The 15,606-nt window shown below is 62.8% G+C and carries 14 protein-coding genes; 12 read left to right on the forward strand and 2 right to left on the reverse strand.

The features are described 5' to 3' along the window. Positions 1–44: 44 nt before the first annotated feature. The 11 genes from IAE34_RS16110 (at position 45) to IAE34_RS16160 (ending at position 14,043) form a co-directional block, all read left to right on the forward strand. Positions 45–2,879, forward strand: a complete 2,835-nt coding sequence (locus IAE34_RS16110; protein WP_200139958.1) for an LPS-assembly protein LptD — start codon at positions 45–47, stop codon at positions 2,877–2,879. Beyond that, entirely contained in the window at positions 2,860–4,179 is a 1,320-nt protein-coding gene (surA, locus tag IAE34_RS16115; RefSeq protein ID WP_200139959.1) for a peptidylprolyl isomerase SurA, read from the forward strand. The genes IAE34_RS16110 and surA overlap by 20 nt, the downstream gene beginning before the upstream one ends. Continuing rightward, entirely contained in the window at positions 4,176–5,165 is a 990-nt protein-coding gene (gene pdxA, locus IAE34_RS16120) for a 4-hydroxythreonine-4-phosphate dehydrogenase PdxA (protein WP_200139960.1), read from the forward strand. The genes surA and pdxA overlap by 4 nt, the downstream gene beginning before the upstream one ends. Further along, complete coding sequence (gene rsmA, locus IAE34_RS16125; protein WP_200139961.1) at positions 5,162–5,962, forward strand: 16S rRNA (adenine(1518)-N(6)/adenine(1519)-N(6))-dimethyltransferase RsmA; 801 nt, start codon at positions 5,162–5,164, stop codon at positions 5,960–5,962. The genes pdxA and rsmA overlap by 4 nt, the downstream gene beginning before the upstream one ends. Before the next feature lie 147 nt (positions 5,963–6,109). Continuing rightward, complete coding sequence (gene apaG, locus IAE34_RS16130) at positions 6,110–6,490, forward strand: Co2+/Mg2+ efflux protein ApaG (protein WP_200139962.1); 381 nt, start codon at positions 6,110–6,112, stop codon at positions 6,488–6,490. Further along, positions 6,490–7,356, forward strand: coding sequence for a symmetrical bis(5'-nucleosyl)-tetraphosphatase (locus tag IAE34_RS16135; protein WP_200139963.1), 867 nt, complete (start codon positions 6,490–6,492; stop codon positions 7,354–7,356). The genes apaG and IAE34_RS16135 overlap by 1 nt, the downstream gene beginning before the upstream one ends. Positions 7,357–7,370: 14 nt before the next feature. Then, complete coding sequence (glpE, locus tag IAE34_RS16140) at positions 7,371–7,700, forward strand: thiosulfate sulfurtransferase GlpE (RefSeq protein ID WP_200139964.1); 330 nt, start codon at positions 7,371–7,373, stop codon at positions 7,698–7,700. A gap of 283 nt (positions 7,701–7,983) precedes the next feature. Further along, positions 7,984–9,906, forward strand: coding sequence for a PrkA family serine protein kinase (locus IAE34_RS16145; RefSeq protein WP_200139965.1), 1,923 nt, complete (start codon positions 7,984–7,986; stop codon positions 9,904–9,906). 139 nt (positions 9,907–10,045) lie between these two features. Further along, positions 10,046–11,320 (forward strand): YeaH/YhbH family protein, encoded by a 1,275-nt coding sequence (locus tag IAE34_RS16150; protein ID WP_200139966.1) that lies wholly within the window; start codon positions 10,046–10,048, stop codon positions 11,318–11,320. Then, a complete protein-coding gene (locus IAE34_RS16155) occupies positions 11,317–12,885 on the forward strand; it encodes a SpoVR family protein (protein ID WP_200139967.1) in 1,569 nt (522 codons plus the stop codon). Before IAE34_RS16150 ends, IAE34_RS16155 begins: the two co-directional genes overlap by 4 nt. A gap of 51 nt (positions 12,886–12,936) precedes the next feature. Further along, on the forward strand, positions 12,937–14,043 hold the full coding sequence (locus tag IAE34_RS16160) for a multifunctional CCA tRNA nucleotidyl transferase/2'3'-cyclic phosphodiesterase/2'nucleotidase/phosphatase (RefSeq protein WP_200139968.1): 1,107 nt from the start codon (positions 12,937–12,939) through the stop codon (positions 14,041–14,043). A 40-nt stretch (positions 14,044–14,083) separates the two neighbouring features. On the opposite strand, the gene folK is transcribed toward IAE34_RS16160, so the two are convergent. Together folK and folB are read right to left on the reverse strand one after the other, a co-directional pair. Continuing rightward, positions 14,084–14,596, reverse strand: coding sequence for a 2-amino-4-hydroxy-6-hydroxymethyldihydropteridine diphosphokinase (folK, locus tag IAE34_RS16165; RefSeq protein ID WP_200139969.1), 513 nt, complete (start codon positions 14,594–14,596; stop codon positions 14,084–14,086). Beyond that, positions 14,587–14,943, reverse strand: a complete 357-nt coding sequence (gene folB, locus IAE34_RS16170; protein WP_200139970.1) for a dihydroneopterin aldolase — start codon at positions 14,941–14,943, stop codon at positions 14,587–14,589. The genes folK and folB overlap by 10 nt, the downstream gene beginning before the upstream one ends. Positions 14,944–15,017: 74 nt before the next feature. On the opposite strand from folB, the gene plsY reads away from it, so the two are divergent. Further along, on the forward strand, positions 15,018–15,587 hold the full coding sequence (gene plsY, locus IAE34_RS16175; protein ID WP_200139971.1) for a glycerol-3-phosphate 1-O-acyltransferase PlsY: 570 nt from the start codon (positions 15,018–15,020) through the stop codon (positions 15,585–15,587). Positions 15,588–15,606 lie beyond the last annotated feature (19 nt).

Here is a 15,606-nt window from a genome sequence, read left to right on the forward strand (position 1 = left end):
CCCACACGCGGGCAGATGGCACGCAGGAAGCCCGGACTAATAAGATGGCATTGAAATCCCCCGCGTTTCGTAGAAAGTTTCCGTTGCTGGTCACTGGCGGTCTGCTGGCCCTGCAACCTCTGGCCACCTCTTACGTGGTGGCTGCCGAGCAGTTCGACTGCCAAGTCTCCGCCTCAGGTGGTTGGGACTGCAAGCCCAAGACTGCCGCCGGTACGCTGCCACCGCGCCCAGTGCACGAGGGTGCGGCGCTCAGCGGCGGCACCGAGGCGCAGGCCTCGGGCGGCGCTGGCGAGGACAAGCCGGTACTGGTCACCGAGAGCAAGGGCCGTGGCCTGAAGTCGCGCAGCGAAGACTACAGCCACCTGGACTGGGTCCCGCGCGACAAGCTCACGGCTGCTCAGCTCGCCGAGACCGGCCCGTATTGCGGCGGTGCCTACATCGAGCCGGTGCGTCCGGGCATGAACGACTCCACGCCCAAGGACGAGTCGCCGACCTACCTCAATGCCAAGGTCTCCAAATACCAGCAGGAGCAGCAGGTCGCCACCCTCGCCGGTGACGTGGTCATGCGCCAGGGCAGCATGCAGGCCCAGGCCGACGAGGCCAACCTGTACCAGGCCGAGAACCGCGGCGAGCTCAAGGGCAACGTGCGCATCCGTGACAACGGCACGCTGGTGGTGGGCGACCAGGCCCAGATCCAGCTGGACACCGGCGAGGCCAAGGTCGACAACGCCGAATACGTGATGCACAAGTCGCACATTCGCGGCAGCGCCCTCTACGCCAAGCGCGCCGAGAACGCCATCATCCGCCTCAAGGACGGTACCTACACCACCTGTGAGCCGGGCAGCAACGCTTGGCAGCTCAAGGGCAACAACATCACCCTGAACCCGGCCACCGGCTTCGGTACCGCGACCAACGTCACCCTGCGGGTCAAGGATTTCCCGGTGTTCTACACACCGTACATCTATTTCCCGATCGACGATCGTCGCCAGTCCGGCTTCCTGCCGCCGTCCTTCAGCAGCAGCAGCAAAACCGGCTTCATGCTGGTCACACCGTACTATTTCAACCTGGCGCCCAACTACGACGCCACGTTGTACCCGCGCTACATGACCAAGCGCGGGCTGTTGATGGAAGGCGAATTCCGCTACCTCACCCAGTCCAGCGAAGGTCAGTTCGGCGGCGGCTACCTCAACGATGAGAGCGACGACCGCGAGAAGCAGACGGACTACAAGAAAGACCGCTGGATGGTCAACTGGCAGCACAAGGGCGGTCTCGACGATCGCATCATGACCGAGGTCGACTACACCAAGATCAGCGACCCGTTCTATTTCCAGGACCTGGAATCCGACCAGGTCGGCGTAGAGCGGCGCGACTTCGTCAACCAGCAGGGCGCGATCAACTACCGCGGTGACAGCTACACGGCGCGGCTGAACGTGCAGGCGTTCCAGATGGCGACGATCTCGCAGATCACGCCGTACGATCGCTTGCCGCAGCTCACCCTGAACGGGATGCTGCCTTACCATCCAGGCGGGCTGGACTTCACTTACGACACCGAGGCTGTTCGGTTTGATCGTGATTTGAGGAACGGCCTTGTGTTTGACAAAGACGGTAATCCTGATGGATCTATCGGCTATGTCCGAGACCCTGTCACTCAGGCGATTCTGGGTGGCCGCCGCATCGACGAAAGCGTCACCGGCATCGCTCGCGCCAATGGCACCCGCCTGAATCTTGCGCCGGCGATGAGCCTGCCGATGGAAGCCAGCTACGGTTATGTCACGCCGAAGCTCAAGTATGCCTATACCAGTTACGATCTGGACCTGGACAGTGAGGGCAAGTCCCAGGCCATCGCGCAATCGGCCAACCCTGCCTATGGCAGCTACAAGAGCTCGATCAACCGCGACATCCCGATCTTCAGCGTCGACAGCGGCCTGTACTTCGACCGCAACACTTCGATGTTCGGCACCGACTTCCGCCAGACCCTCGAACCGCGCCTGTTCTACCTCTACGTCCCGAACAAGGACCAGAAGGACATCCCGCTGTTCGACACCGGCGAGATGCTGTTCAACTACGACTCGCTGTTCCGCGACAACCGCTTCAGCGGTACCGACCGCATCGGCGACGAGAACAAGCTGTCGCTGGGCGTGACCAGCCGCTGGATCGAAGACAACGGCTTCGAGCGCCAGCGCGTGAGCGTCGGCCAGGCTTATTACTTCGAAGATCGCAAGGTCCAACTTCCCGGTATCGACTACCGCACCCGTGACGACGCCAAGTCGAACGTATCGCCATACGCGCTGGTGTATCAGTACGCCTTCAACCGCGACTGGCGCTTCAATTCGGACTTCAACTGGGACCCGGACAGCCACAGCACCCGTTCGGGCAGTGCGATGTTCCACTACCAGCCTGAAGACAACCCGAACAAGGTGGTCAACCTCGGCTATCGCTACCGCAACGACACCATTGCCTACGATTCGCTCACCGGCACCTGGAAAGTGGGTGGCGGCGACTACGGCTCGCCGGGCGATGCCAACTACATCAAGGACTACTACAAGATCGAGCAGCACGACTTCTCGGTCATCTGGCCGATCGTCCCGCAATGGAGCGTCATCGCGCGCTGGCAGCATGACTACAACCGCAACCGCACTCTCGAAGCGATGGGCGGTTTCGAGTACGACAACTGCTGCTGGAAGCTGCGCCTGATCAACCGTTACTGGCTGGACATGGACGACTTCAGCCAGGCCACGCCGCAAAACGAAAAGGGCGACCATGGCATCTTCCTGCAAATCGTCCTCAAAGGCCTCGGCGGTGTCGTCGGCAACAAGGTCGAATCGTTCCTGGACCAAGGCATTCAAGGTTACCGTACCCGTGAAGAGCAAGCTTATTGATCGTCTGCGCCCGCTGATGCTGGGCGCCGTAATGCTGAGCGGCGCGGTGCATGCCGCGCCGCAGCCCCTGGATCGCGTGGTGGCCATCGTCGACAACGACGTGGTCATGCAGAGCCAGCTGGATCAGCGCGTACACGAAGTGCAGCAGACCATCGCCAAGCGTGGCGAAGGTGTGCCACCGGCCAGCGCCTTGCAGCAGCAGGTACTGGAACGGCTGATCCTCGAGAACCTGCAACTGCAGATCGGCGAGCGCTCCGGCATTCGCATCACCGACGAGGAACTCAACCAGGCCATCGCCACCATCGCCCAACGCAATGGCATGACGCCCGACCAGTTCCGCGCCGCCCTGGCCCACGATGGTCTGTCGTTCGATGACGCCCGCGAGCAGGTCAAGCGCGAGATGATCATCAGCCGCGTGCGTCAGCGCCGCGTGGCCGAGCGCATCCAGGTGTCCGAGCAGGAAGTGAAGAACTTCCTGAATTCCGACCTGGGCAAGATGCAGCTGTCGGAAGAATTCCGCCTGGCCAACATCCTCATCCCGACGCCTGAAAGCGCCAACTCCGAGACCATTCAGGCCGCAGCACGTCAGGCTGGCGAGGTCTACCAGCAGCTGCGCAATGGTGCCGACTTCGGTCGGTTGGCGATCGCCCGCTCGGCCAGCGATAACGCTCTGGAAGGCGGCGAAATGGGCTGGCGCAAAGCCGGCCAGTTGCCACCTGACTTCGCCAAGATGCTCAGCAGCATGGCCATCGGTGACATCACCCAGCCGATCCGCATCCCCAACGGCTTCATCATCCTCAAGCTCGAGGAGAAGCGCGGCGGCAGCGAGAGCGTACTGCGCGACGAAGTCCACGTGCGCCACATCCTGATCAAGCCGAGCGAGATCCGCAGCGAGGCGGCCACCGAGCAGCTGGCCGAGCGCATCTACGAGCGTATCCAGAATGGCGAGGACTTCGCCGAGCTGGCCAAGAGCTTCTCGGAAGACCCAGGCTCGGCGCTCAACGGCGGCGACCTCAACTGGGTCGACCCGAGCAGCCTGGTGCCCGAATTCCGCGAGCAGATGGCCAACGCCCAACAAGGGGTGGTCACCAAGCCGTTCAAGACCCAATTCGGCTGGCACGTGCTGGAAGTGCTGGGGCGCCGCGCCACCGACAGCACCGAGAAGACCCGCGAGCAGCAGGCGTTGAGCGTATTGCGCAACCGCAAGTACGACGAAGAGCTGCAGACCTGGCTGCGCCAGATCCGTGACGAAGCCTACGTCGAGATCAAGCTGCCTGGCGCCGACCAGGCCGCGCAGTGACCCCCCTGCGCTTCGCCGTCACCCCCGGCGAGCCGGCCGGCATAGGTCCAGACCTGTGCCTGCTGCTCGCCGCAGAGTCTCAGCCCCACCCCTTGATCGCCATCACCAGCCGTGACCTGCTCCTGGAGCGGGCCACCCAGCTGGGGTTGGCGATCGAGTTGCTGGACGTGTCGCCGCAGGCGTGGCCCGTCAGTCCGGCGCCTGCGGGCAGCCTGTATGTATGGGATACACCCCTGGCGGCGAAGGTCGAGGCAGGCCGGCTCGATTCGCGCAATGCCGCCTTCGTGCTGGAAACGCTCACTCGCGCCGGACAAGGCTGCCTGGATGGCCACTTCGCCGGCATGATCACCGCGCCCGTGCATAAGGGCGTGATCAACGAGAGCGGTATCGCATTCTCCGGGCACACCGAGTTTCTCGCCGACCTGACCGGCACTCCCCAGGTGGTGATGATGCTGGCGACCCAGGGCCTGCGGGTAGCACTGGTAACCACCCACCTGCCGCTGCGTGATGTCGCCCAGGCCATCACGGCCGAGCGACTGGAGCGGGTGACGCGCATCCTGCACGCCGACCTGCGCGACAAGTTCGGCATCGCCCAACCCCGCATCCTGGTCTGCGGCCTCAACCCGCATGCCGGTGAAGGCGGCCATCTGGGCCGCGAAGAAATCGACATCATCGAGCCCGCGCTCGTGCGCCTGCGCGCCGAAGGCATGGACCTGCGGGGTCCGTTGCCGGCCGACACCCTTTTCACCCCCAAATATCTGGAGCACTGCGATGCGGTGCTGGCGATGTACCACGACCAAGGCTTGCCCGTACTGAAGTACAAGGGCTTTGGTGCTGCCGTGAACGTCACGCTGGGCTTGCCGATCATCCGTACTTCGGTGGATCACGGCACTGCCCTGGACCTGGCCGGCAGCGGCAGGGTCGACACCGGCAGCCTGCGCGTAGCCTTGCACACCGCCTACCAGATGGCCGAGAACCGACCATGAACGAGCACTACCAACACCGGGCGCGCAAGCGCTTCGGTCAGAATTTCCTGCACGATGCAGGCATCATCGACCGCATCCTGCGCGCCATCCACGCCAAGGCGGGCGAGCACCTGTTGGAAATCGGCCCCGGTCAGGGTGCGCTGACCGAAGGCCTGCTGGGCAGCGGCGCGCAACTCGACGTCGTCGAACTGGACAAGGACCTGGTGCCGATCCTGCAACACAAGTTCGCGGGCCGGGACAATTTCCGCCTGCACCAGGGCGATGCGCTGAAGTTCGATTTCAACACCCTGGGCGTGCCGCCGCGCAGCCTCAAGGTGGTCGGCAACCTGCCCTACAACATCTCGACTCCGCTGATTTTCCACCTGCTGGCCCATGCCGGCCTGATCCGTGACATGCACTTCATGCTGCAGAAGGAAGTGGTCGAGCGCATGGCGGCCGGTCCAGGCGGGGGCGACTGGGGTCGCCTGTCGATCATGGTGCAGTACCACTGCCGGGTGGAGCACCTGTTCAACGTCGGCCCTGGAGCCTTCAACCCACCGCCCAAGGTGGACTCGGCCATCGTCCGCCTGGTGCCCCATGAAGTGCTGCCGCATCCGGCCAAGGACCCTGCGCTGCTGGAGCGCGTGGTACGCGAAGCGTTCAACCAGCGTCGCAAGACCCTGCGCAACACCCTCAAGGGCTTGCTGGACAGCCAGGCCATCGAGGCGGCAGGCGTGGACGGCAGCCTGCGCCCCGAACAGCTCGACCTGGCAGCCTTCGTGCGTCTGGCCGATCAATTGGCAGCCCGCCAAGACTGAACGGCCCTGAACGGCTGCTTCTCGCGCTGCCCGGCGCGAGGCAGCCGCTGTTCACCATCCGTCCCCTGCCAGCGCTGGCCCTCCGCCCTTGCAATGACCTAGACTGCAAGCATCGCGTTAACGCCCTCGCTCGCTCAAGGCCCTTGCATGTCCGACCCCCGCTACCAGATCGACGTCAGCGTCGTGACCCGCTTTCTCAAAGAACAATCAGACCCGGAAAACGACCGCTTCGCGTTCGCCTACACCATCACGGTGGCGAACAATGGCACGCTCAAGGCCAAGCTGACCGCACGTCACTGGCTGATCACCAACGGCGATGGTGCCGTGGAAGAGGTCCGTGGCGAAGGCGTGGTCGGCCAGCAACCGGTCATCTCGCCCGGCAAGAGCCACACCTACAGCAGCGGAGCGGTGATCAGCACCCGCGTCGGTACCATGCAGGGCAGCTACCAGATGTTCGCCGAAGACGGCACGCGCTTCGACGCCCACATCGCCCCATTCCGCCTGGCCGTCCCCGGAGCCCTGCACTGATGGCTACCTATGCCGTCGGTGACCTGCAAGGCTGCCTGCAACCGCTCAAGTGCCTGCTGGAACGGGTGAAGTTCGATCCGGCGGTCGACCGCCTGTGGCTGGTGGGAGATCTGGTCAACCGCGGTCCTGAGTCGCTGGAAACCCTGCGCTTTCTGTACTCGATGCGCGAGTCGCTGGTCTGCGTGCTGGGCAACCACGACCTGCACCTGCTGGCGGCCTGGCACAACGTCGAGCGCCTGAAAAAAAGCGACACGCTGCGTGAGATCGTCGAGGCACCCGATGCCGACCGACTGCTGGACTGGCTGCGCCGGCAGAAGCTGCTGCACTACGACGAAGCGCGCGGGGTCGCCCTGGTTCATGCCGGGATCCCGCCGCAATGGACCCTGGGCAAGGCGCTGGAACTGGCAGCGGAAGTGGAGGCAGTGCTCAAGGACGACAATCGACTACCGCTTTTTCTGGATGGCATGTACGGCAACGAGCCGAACACGTGGAGCAAGAACCTCGCGGGGGTCGAGCGGCTGCGCGTCATCACCAATTACTTCACGCGCATGCGCTTCTGCACGGCTCAGGGCAAGCTCGACCTCAAGAGCAAGGAAGGCCTGGATACCGCGCCCAAGGGCTACAAGGCCTGGTATGCGCACCCGGATCGGCGCTCGCGCCATGTGAAGATCATCTTCGGTCACTGGGCCGCGCTGGAAGGGCGCGTGGCTTCGCCGGACGTGATCGCCCTGGACACCGGCTGCGTCTGGGGTGGTGCCATGACCCTGTACGACCTCGACAGCGGCGAGTACCACCGCTGCGACTGCACCGACGAGGGGACGGTCCGCCCTTCGCCGCAACCCACTAGAATCGACGATCGAACCTGAAGGAAAGCGTACCCATGAGCGAATTCAAGCGCATCCCAGCAGAGCAGGCCAAGGCCCTGCGCGACCAGGGCGCGGTGGTGGTCGACATCCGCGATGCCGCCGCCTACGCCGCCTGCCACATCACCGGCGCCCGGCACCTGGACAATCACTCGGTGGCGGACTTCATCCGTGCAGCGGATCTCGATGCCCCTACCCTGGTGGTCTGCTACCACGGAAATTCCAGCCAGAGCGCGGCGGCCTACCTGGTCGGCCAGGGATTCTCGGACGTCTACAGCGTGGATGGCGGCTTCGAATCGTGGCGCGTCACCTTCCCGGCCGAGACCACGCAAAGCCAGCCGGAATAATATTTTCATCTGCCCTGCAGCCCGCGCGACTTGCGGGCTAGCGCCCTGCCTGACGAACGGTCGCAGGCAACTTCTCGCCTCCCCGCCCTTGACCTTGCCGATTACCAACTATCCTTAAGCCCAGGCCATCCAAATCAGGGGAGAGCCGGTACACCGGCGTGCGGGTCATCGGTAGCGTTTCAGGGTGTTCTGGGGGGTACATGGCAATCGGCGCGAGCCGCTTGCATGCCAGCATCAGCTGACTGATCCGGCGTCGTCTCCACGTATCGAGCGAGGTGACGTCATGAGCATTTTTAGCCACTTCCAACAACGCTTCGAGTCCACACGCCAGGAAGAACTGTCGCTGCAGGAATACCTCGAGCTGTGCAAAGAGGACCGCAGTACCTATGCCTCGGCGGCTGAACGGCTGTTGCTGGCCATCGGCGAACCGGAGCTGATCGACACCTCCACCAATTCCAGGCTGTCGCGTATTTTCTCCAACAAGGTGATCCGCCGCTATCCGGCGTTCGCCGACTTCCATGGCATGGAAGAGTGCATCGACCAGATCGTGTCCTACTTCCGCCACGCCGCCCAGGGCCTGGAGGAGAAGAAGCAGATCCTCTACCTGCTGGGCCCGGTCGGGGGCGGTAAATCGTCGCTGGCCGAAAAGCTCAAGCAGTTGATGGAGAAGGTGCCTTTCTATGCCATCAAGGGCTCACCGGTGTTCGAGTCGCCCCTGGGTCTGTTCAACGCCAACGAGGACGGTGACATTCTCCAGGAGGAGTTCGGCATCCCTCGGCGCTACCTGAACACCATCATGTCGCCTTGGGCGACCAAGCGCCTGCAGGAGTTCGGTGGCGATATCAGCAAGTTCAAGGTGGTCAAGCTCTATCCCTCGATCCTCAACCAGATCGCCGTCGCCAAGACCGAGCCGGGAGACGAGAACAACCAGGACATTTCGGCGCTGGTGGGCAAGGTCGATATCCGTAAACTCGAGGAATTCCCGCAGAACGACGCCGATGCCTACAGCTATTCCGGTGCACTGTGCCGCGCCAACCAGGGCCTGATGGAATTCGTCGAGATGTTCAAGGCGCCGATCAAGGTACTGCACCCCTTGCTCACTGCTACCCAGGAAGGCAACTACAACAGTACCGAAGGACTGGGGGCGATTCCCTACTCCGGCATCCTGCTGGCCCACTCCAACGAATCGGAGTGGCACACCTTCCGCAACAACAAGAACAACGAAGCGTTCATCGACCGGATCTACATCGTCAAGGTGCCTTACTGCCTGCGAGTGAGCGACGAGATCCGCATCTACGACAAGTTGCTGGTCAACAGTTCTCTATCCAAGGCCCACTGCGCGCCAGACACGCTCAAGATGCTCGCGCAGTTCACCGTACTCTCGCGGCTCAAGGAGCCGGAAAACTCGAACATCTACTCGAAGATGCGTGTATACGACGGGGAAAACCTCAAGGACACCGACCCCAAGGCCAAGTCGATCCAGGAGTACCGCGACTCTGCGGGTGTCGACGAGGGCATGAACGGCCTCTCTACCCGTTTTGCGTTCAAGATCCTATCGAAGGTCTTCAACTTCGACCCCCATGAGGTTGCCGCCAACCCGGTCCACCTGCTCTACGTACTGGAACAGCAGATCGAGCAGGAGCAGTTCCCCGCCGAGGTGCGCGAGCGCTATCTGCGTTACCTCAAGGAATACCTGGCGCCTCGCTACATCGAGTTCATCGGCAAGGAGATTCAGACGGCCTACCTGGAGTCCTACAGCGAATACGGTCAGAACATTTTCGACCGCTACGTGCTGTACGCCGACTTCTGGATTCAGGATCAGGAGTACCGCGACCCGGAAACTGGCGAGATTCTCAACCGTATCGCCCTCAACGAAGAACTGGAGAAGATCGAGAAGCCGGCCGGGATCAGCAATCCGAAAGACTTCCGCAACGAAATCGTCAACTTCGTGCTACGCGCTCGCGCCAACAACAATGGCAAGAACCCGAGCTGGCTGAGCTACGAAAAACTGCGGGTGGTCATCGAGAAGAAGATGTTCTCCAACACCGAGGATCTGCTTCCAGTCATCAGCTTCAATGCCAAGGCGAGCAAGGAAGACCAGAAGAAACACAACGACTTCGTCACGCGAATGGTGGAACGTGGCTACACCGACAAGCAGGTGCGCCTGTTGTCGGAATGGTACCTGCGGGTCAGGAAATCGCAATAAAGCAGCGAGCTGCATGTCGCCAGCGCCCGTCACGGTGCGCTGGCGCCCTGCGGCATGCGCAGCGCCCTGGCTTGCAGCTCGAGGCTCATCGCTCGCAGCCGCTCTGCTGGCAGCTGCCTCCCCGGCTTCTGGAGGAATCATGAGCTACGTGATCGACCGCCGCCTGAACGGCAAGAACAAGAGCACGGTGAACCGCCAGCGATTCCTGCGGCGCTACCGTGAGCACATCAAGAAAGCGGTCGAAGAGGCCGTGAGCCGCCGCTCTATCACCGACATGGAGCATGGCGAGCAGATCAGCATTCCCGGGCGCGACATCGACGAGCCGGTCTTGCATCATGGCCGCGGTGGCAAGCAGACCACCGTGCATCCGGGCAACAAGGAATTCACCGCCGGTGAGCACATCGCTCGCCCCCAGGGCGGCGGTGGCGGGGGTGGCGGCAAGGGCAAGGCCGGCAACTCCGGCGAAGGCATGGACGAGTTCGTCTTCCAGATCACCCAGGAGGAGTTTCTCGAATTCATGTTCGAGGACCTCGAGCTGCCCAACCTGGTCAAGCGCCACCTGACCGGTGCCGATACCTTCAAGACCGTGAGGGCGGGTGTCGCCAGCGAGGGAAACCCCTCGCGCATCAATATCGTGCGCACCTTGCGCTCGGCCCATGCCCGGCGCATCGCGCTGACCGGCAGCAGTCGTGCACTGCTGCGCGCGGCCCAGAAGGAACTGGAGCGGCTCAGGGTGGAGGAACCTGCCAACTTCACCGACATTCAGGAAGTCGAAGCCGAGATCGTCCGGCTCAAGGCGCGCATCAATCGCCTGCCGTTTCTCGACACCTTCGACCTCAAGTACAACCTGCTGGTGAAACAGCCAAACCCCAGTTCCAAGGCGGTGATGTTCTGCCTGATGGATGTCTCCGGCTCCATGACCCAGGCGACCAAGGACATCGCCAAGCGCTTCTTCATCCTTCTGTACCTGTTTCTCAAGCGCAACTATGAGCGGATCGAAGTGGTGTTCATTCGTCACCACACCAGCGCGCGTGAAGTGGACGAAGAGGAGTTCTTCTATTCCCGCGAGACCGGCGGCACCATCGTGTCCAGTGCGCTCAAGCTCATGCAGGAAATCATGGCCGCACGCTATCCGGCCAGCGATTGGAACATCTATGCCGCCCAGGCCTCCGACGGCGACAACTGGAACGACGACTCGCCCATCTGCCGGGACATCCTCACTCGGCAGATCATGCCTCACGTGCAGTACTACACCTATGTCGAGATCACACCTCGGGAGCACCAGGCGCTCTGGTATGAATACGAGCGCATCGGCGAAACCTTCCCGGATACCTTCGCCCAGCAACAGTTGGTCTCGGCCGGCGACATCTACCCGGTCTTCCGTGAACTCTTCCAGCGCAGGTTAGCCACATGACCGCCAGAGCTCAGAAACGCCAACCCATTTCCACCGGCTCGGAATGGACCTTCGAGCTGATCCAGACCTACGACCGGGAAATCGGTCGGCTGGCCGAGCGCTATGCGCTGGACACCTACCCGAACCAGATCGAAGTGATCACCGCCGAGCAGATGATGGACGCCTATGCGTCGGTCGGGATGCCCCTGGGCTACCATCACTGGTCCTACGGCAAGCAGTTCCTGAGCACTGAGAAATCCTATAGCCGCGGGCAGATGGGTCTGGCCTACGAGATCGTGATCAACTCCGATCCATGCATCGCCTACCTGATGGAGGAAAACACCATCTGCATGCAGGCCCTGGTGATTGCCCATGCCTGCTATGGCCACAACAGTTTCTTCAAGGGCAACTACCTGTTCCGCACCTGGACCGACGCCAGTTCGATCATCGACTATCTGGTGTTCGCCAAGCAGTACATCGCCCAGTGCGAGGAACGTCATGGCATCGATGCGGTGGAGGACTTGATCGACTCCTGCCACGCCCTGATGAACTACGGCGTGGACCGCTACAAGCGGCCCTACCCCATTTCCGCCGAGGAAGAACGCCGTCGCCAGAAGGAACGCGAGGAGCATCTGCAACGCCAGATCAACGACCTGTGGCGCACAATACCCAAGAGTGCTGAAAAGAGTGGTGGCAAGGACGATGCGCGTTTCCCGGCCGAGCCTCAGGAAAATATCCTGTACTTCATCGAAAAACATGCGCCCCTGCTCGAGCCCTGGCAGCGTGAAGTCGTGCGCATCGTGCGCAAGATCGCCCAGTATTTCTATCCCCAGCGCCAGACCCAGGTGATGAACGAAGGCTGGGCGACCTTCTGGCACTACACCTTGATGAACGACCTGTACGATGAGGGCCTGGTCACCGATGGCTTCATGATGGAGTTCCTGCAGTCGCACACCAGCGTGGTCTTCCAACCCGGTTTCGACAGCCCGTACTACAGTGGTATCAACCCCTACGCCCTCGGCTTCGCCATGTACACCGACATTCGCCGGATGTGCGAACACCCCACCGAGGAGGATCGCCGCTGGTTCCCGGACATCGCCGGCAGCGACTGGCTGTCGACCGTGAAGTTCGCCATGAGCAGCTTCAAGGACGAAAGCTTCATCCTTCAGTATCTCTCGCCCAAGGTCATTCGCGACCTGAAGCTGTTCAGCATCCTCGACGACGACCAGCGTGACGACCTGACGGTCCCCGCCATCCATGACGAAGCGGGCTACCGGCTGATCCGCGAACAGCTGGCTGCGCAGTACAACCTGGGCAACCGTGAGCCCAACGTGCAGATCTGGAGCATCGACCGCCGCGGCGACCGCTCGCTCACGCTTCGCCACCAGCAACACAACCGCAAGCCGTTGGGGGACTCTACCGACGAGGTGCTCAGGCACCTGCATCGGCTGTGGGGCTTCGATATCCACCTCGATACCGTGCAAGGTGACAAGGTGGTCAAGAGCCACCACATGCCGCCTCGGGGCGAGCATGGCGAAGCGAGCGACTACACCCGCTCGGACATGTCCGTGATCCATCACCTCTAGCCCCGCATTGCCGCCGACAGGGTATCCTGTCGGCAGTAATGGAGGCTGCACATGCACATCTACAAAGTTGGCGGCGCCGTGCGCGATCGCCTGCTCGGGCGTCCGGTAAGCGACATCGACTGGCTGGTGGTCGGCGCCACGGTCGAGCAAATGCAGGCCCAGGGCTTTCGCCCGGTGGGCGCGGATTTTCCGGTATTCATCCATCCCACCACCGGCGAGGAGTACGCCTTGGCGCGTACCGAACGCAAAAGCGGTCGTGGCTATGGGGGATTCACCTTTCACGCCAGTCCCGAGGTGACGCTCGAGGAAGATCTCATCCGTCGCGACCTGACCATCAATGCCATGGCCGAGGACGGCGAAGGAAAGCTGCTCGATCCCTATGGCGGCAAGCATGACCTGGACAGGCGCATCCTTCGCCATGTGTCCCCGGCGTTCGCCGAGGATCCCCTGCGCGTGCTGCGCGTGGCCCGCTTTGCAGCGCGCTATGCGCCGCTGGGGTTTGCCGTGGCCGAGGACACCCTGGCCCTGATGCGCCAGATCAGCGACAGTGGAGAATTGCAGGCCCTGACGGCCGAACGCGCCTGGAAGGAAATAGAGCGAGCGCTGATGGAAGACCAGCCTCAGGTGTTCATCGAGGTGCTGCGCGACTGTGGCGCCTTGGCGCAGCTGATGCCGGAGCTGGAGGCGAACGCGCAGAGCCTTGCCCCGCTACGTCGAGCCGCCGAGTATCAGCAACCGTTGCCCATACGTTGGGCTTGCCTGTTGCTCGCCATCCAAGATGCCACACAGATCACGGCCCTGAACCAGCGCTTCAAGGCCCCGCGTGAGTGCCAGGAGCTGGCCATGCTGGTCGCTGAACACCTGCCCTCGGCGCATCGCGCCCTGCAACTGGCGCCCGCCGAACTGCTGGAGCTTCTGCAAAAGTTCGACGTGTACCGCCGGCCACAGCGCTTCGAGGATTTCATCGTGGCCTGCACGATGGCCGCCTTGGCCAGCGGCTCGGCGACCTATCCGCAGGCCGATCGTCTACGCCGCGCTGCGGCCACGGCGCGGGCCGTCGAGGCCAGGCCACTGGTGGCCAAGGGGCTGACAGGCCTGGCACTCGGGGAAGCGCTCAAGGCCGAGCGTCTACAGGCACTCTGCGGACTCGAAGGCTGACGCTCGGCCAGAGGTGGGCGAGCCTTGGCCTGCGGGTCGCTCAGGCAAGCGTGGTCAGTTGCCGCCCCCGCCAGTGGAAGGGCACGGGTGTGAGCACCTGCTGGATATCCGCCTCGGCCCACAACTGCGCCATGCACTTGCCCTGGGCCGGGTGCACCAGTTCAGGCGCCAGCAGGGACAACGGCCAGAGCACGAAGGCATTCTTGAGTATCTCGGCACGCGGCAGCACCAGACCGTCGAACGTGCCATGCAGGTCATCGAACATCAAGACATCGATGTCCAGCGGCAGGCCCTGGCGATCGGGGGCATAACGACCGTTGTCCGCCTCGATGAACTTCAGCCGGCGGTCCAGTTCCAGCAGCGGCATGTCGGTCAGACCGCACACCACCAGATTGAAGAACGGCCCGCTCTTGATGCCCACGGCCTGGCTCTCGAAGACGGCCGAGCACTGCATGTCGCGCAGCAGATCGGCCAAGGCATCGAGGCCGGCGCACAGGTGGCGCTCGCGGTCGATGTTGCTACCCAGGCCCAGGTAAACCGTGTTCAGAGGCATCCGCGCTCGATCTCCACCCCGACCCCACCCCGGGCAGCCGGTACGGCACCCGGCTTGGTCAGTTTCAGCCGCATCCAGACGATGCCGAACTCGCTCATCAAAGTTTCGGCCAGACGCTCCGCGAAGGTTTCCACCAGCTCGAACCGCGACTGCTCGGCAAAGGCCTGGACGCGGGCCGAAACACTGGCGTAGTCCAGGGCCAGGCTCAAGTCGTCACCGGCGGCCGCCGGGCGATTGTCCCAGGCGAAACTCAGGTCGAGGCGCAGGCACTGGCGGATGTCGCGCTCCCAGTCGTAGGCGCCGATCACGGTATCGACCTCCAGCCCTTCGATGAACACTCTGTCCAAGCACTTTTCTCCACAACACGACAAGGGCGACCAGCGCCGTTAGAATCAAGGCGTCCCCGCCCGGAATAGTTAGCATGTTTTGGTTATTGGCACTGCTCGCCTACCTGCTCGGCTCGCTATCCTTCGCCATCGTCCTGAGCCGCCTCGGCGGCCTGCCCGATCCGCGCTTCAGTGGATCTGGCAATGCCGGCGCGACCAACATGTTGCGTCTGGCAGGGCGCAAGCTGGCCATCCTCACCCTGCTCGGCGACCTGTGCAAGGGTTTGCTGCCCGTGCTGCTCGCCAGCCTGGCGGGCCTGGACCTGCAGGACCAGGCCTGGATCGGCCTGTGTGCAGTGCTTGGGCACCTGTTCCCGGTGTACTTTCGCTTCAAGGGCGGCAAAGGCGTCGCCACTGCCGCCGGGATGCTCATGGGACTGTACTTTCCTGCCGCGCTGCTGGCCATGGCCACCTGGGCACTGACGTTCTACCTGACCCGTACCAGCTCCCTGGCCGCGCTCATCGCCACGCCCTTGACCCTGCCTCTGCTGGCCTGGCGCGAGCCTGCGGCATTGCTGCCGATGAGCGTCCTCACCGCACTGATCGTCTGGCGCCATCGCAGCAATCTGCGCGACCTGTTCGCCGGACGCGAACGTCACTTCTGAACATGACCCGCGGTACTGA

It is taken from the genome of Pseudomonas sp. S30, assembly GCF_016518545.1.
Classification (GTDB): Bacteria; Pseudomonadota; Gammaproteobacteria; order Pseudomonadales; family Pseudomonadaceae; genus Aquipseudomonas.

Bases quoted from the DNA above. Each gene is read 5' to 3' on its own strand.
- IAE34_RS16150 (WP_200139966.1), top strand. From the start codon at position 10,046: ATGAGCTACGTGATCGACCGCCGCCTGAACGGCAAGAACAAGAGCACG.
- apaG (WP_200139962.1), top strand. From the start codon at position 6,110: ATGTCCGACCCCCGCTACCAGATCGACGTCAGCGTCGTGACCCGCTTT.
- IAE34_RS16135 (WP_200139963.1), top strand. From the start codon at position 6,490: ATGGCTACCTATGCCGTCGGTGACCTGCAAGGCTGCCTGCAACCGCTC.
- plsY (WP_200139971.1), top strand. From the start codon at position 15,018: ATGTTTTGGTTATTGGCACTGCTCGCCTACCTGCTCGGCTCGCTATCC.
- rsmA (WP_200139961.1), top strand. From the start codon at position 5,162: ATGAACGAGCACTACCAACACCGGGCGCGCAAGCGCTTCGGTCAGAAT.
- IAE34_RS16145 (WP_200139965.1), top strand. From the start codon at position 7,984: ATGAGCATTTTTAGCCACTTCCAACAACGCTTCGAGTCCACACGCCAG.
- folK (WP_200139969.1), bottom strand. From the start codon at position 14,596: ATGCCTCTGAACACGGTTTACCTGGGCCTGGGTAGCAACATCGACCGC.
- IAE34_RS16160 (WP_200139968.1), top strand. From the start codon at position 12,937: ATGCACATCTACAAAGTTGGCGGCGCCGTGCGCGATCGCCTGCTCGGG.
- IAE34_RS16110 (WP_200139958.1), top strand. From the start codon at position 45: ATGGCATTGAAATCCCCCGCGTTTCGTAGAAAGTTTCCGTTGCTGGTC.
- glpE (WP_200139964.1), top strand. From the start codon at position 7,371: ATGAGCGAATTCAAGCGCATCCCAGCAGAGCAGGCCAAGGCCCTGCGC.
- IAE34_RS16155 (WP_200139967.1), top strand. From the start codon at position 11,317: ATGACCGCCAGAGCTCAGAAACGCCAACCCATTTCCACCGGCTCGGAA.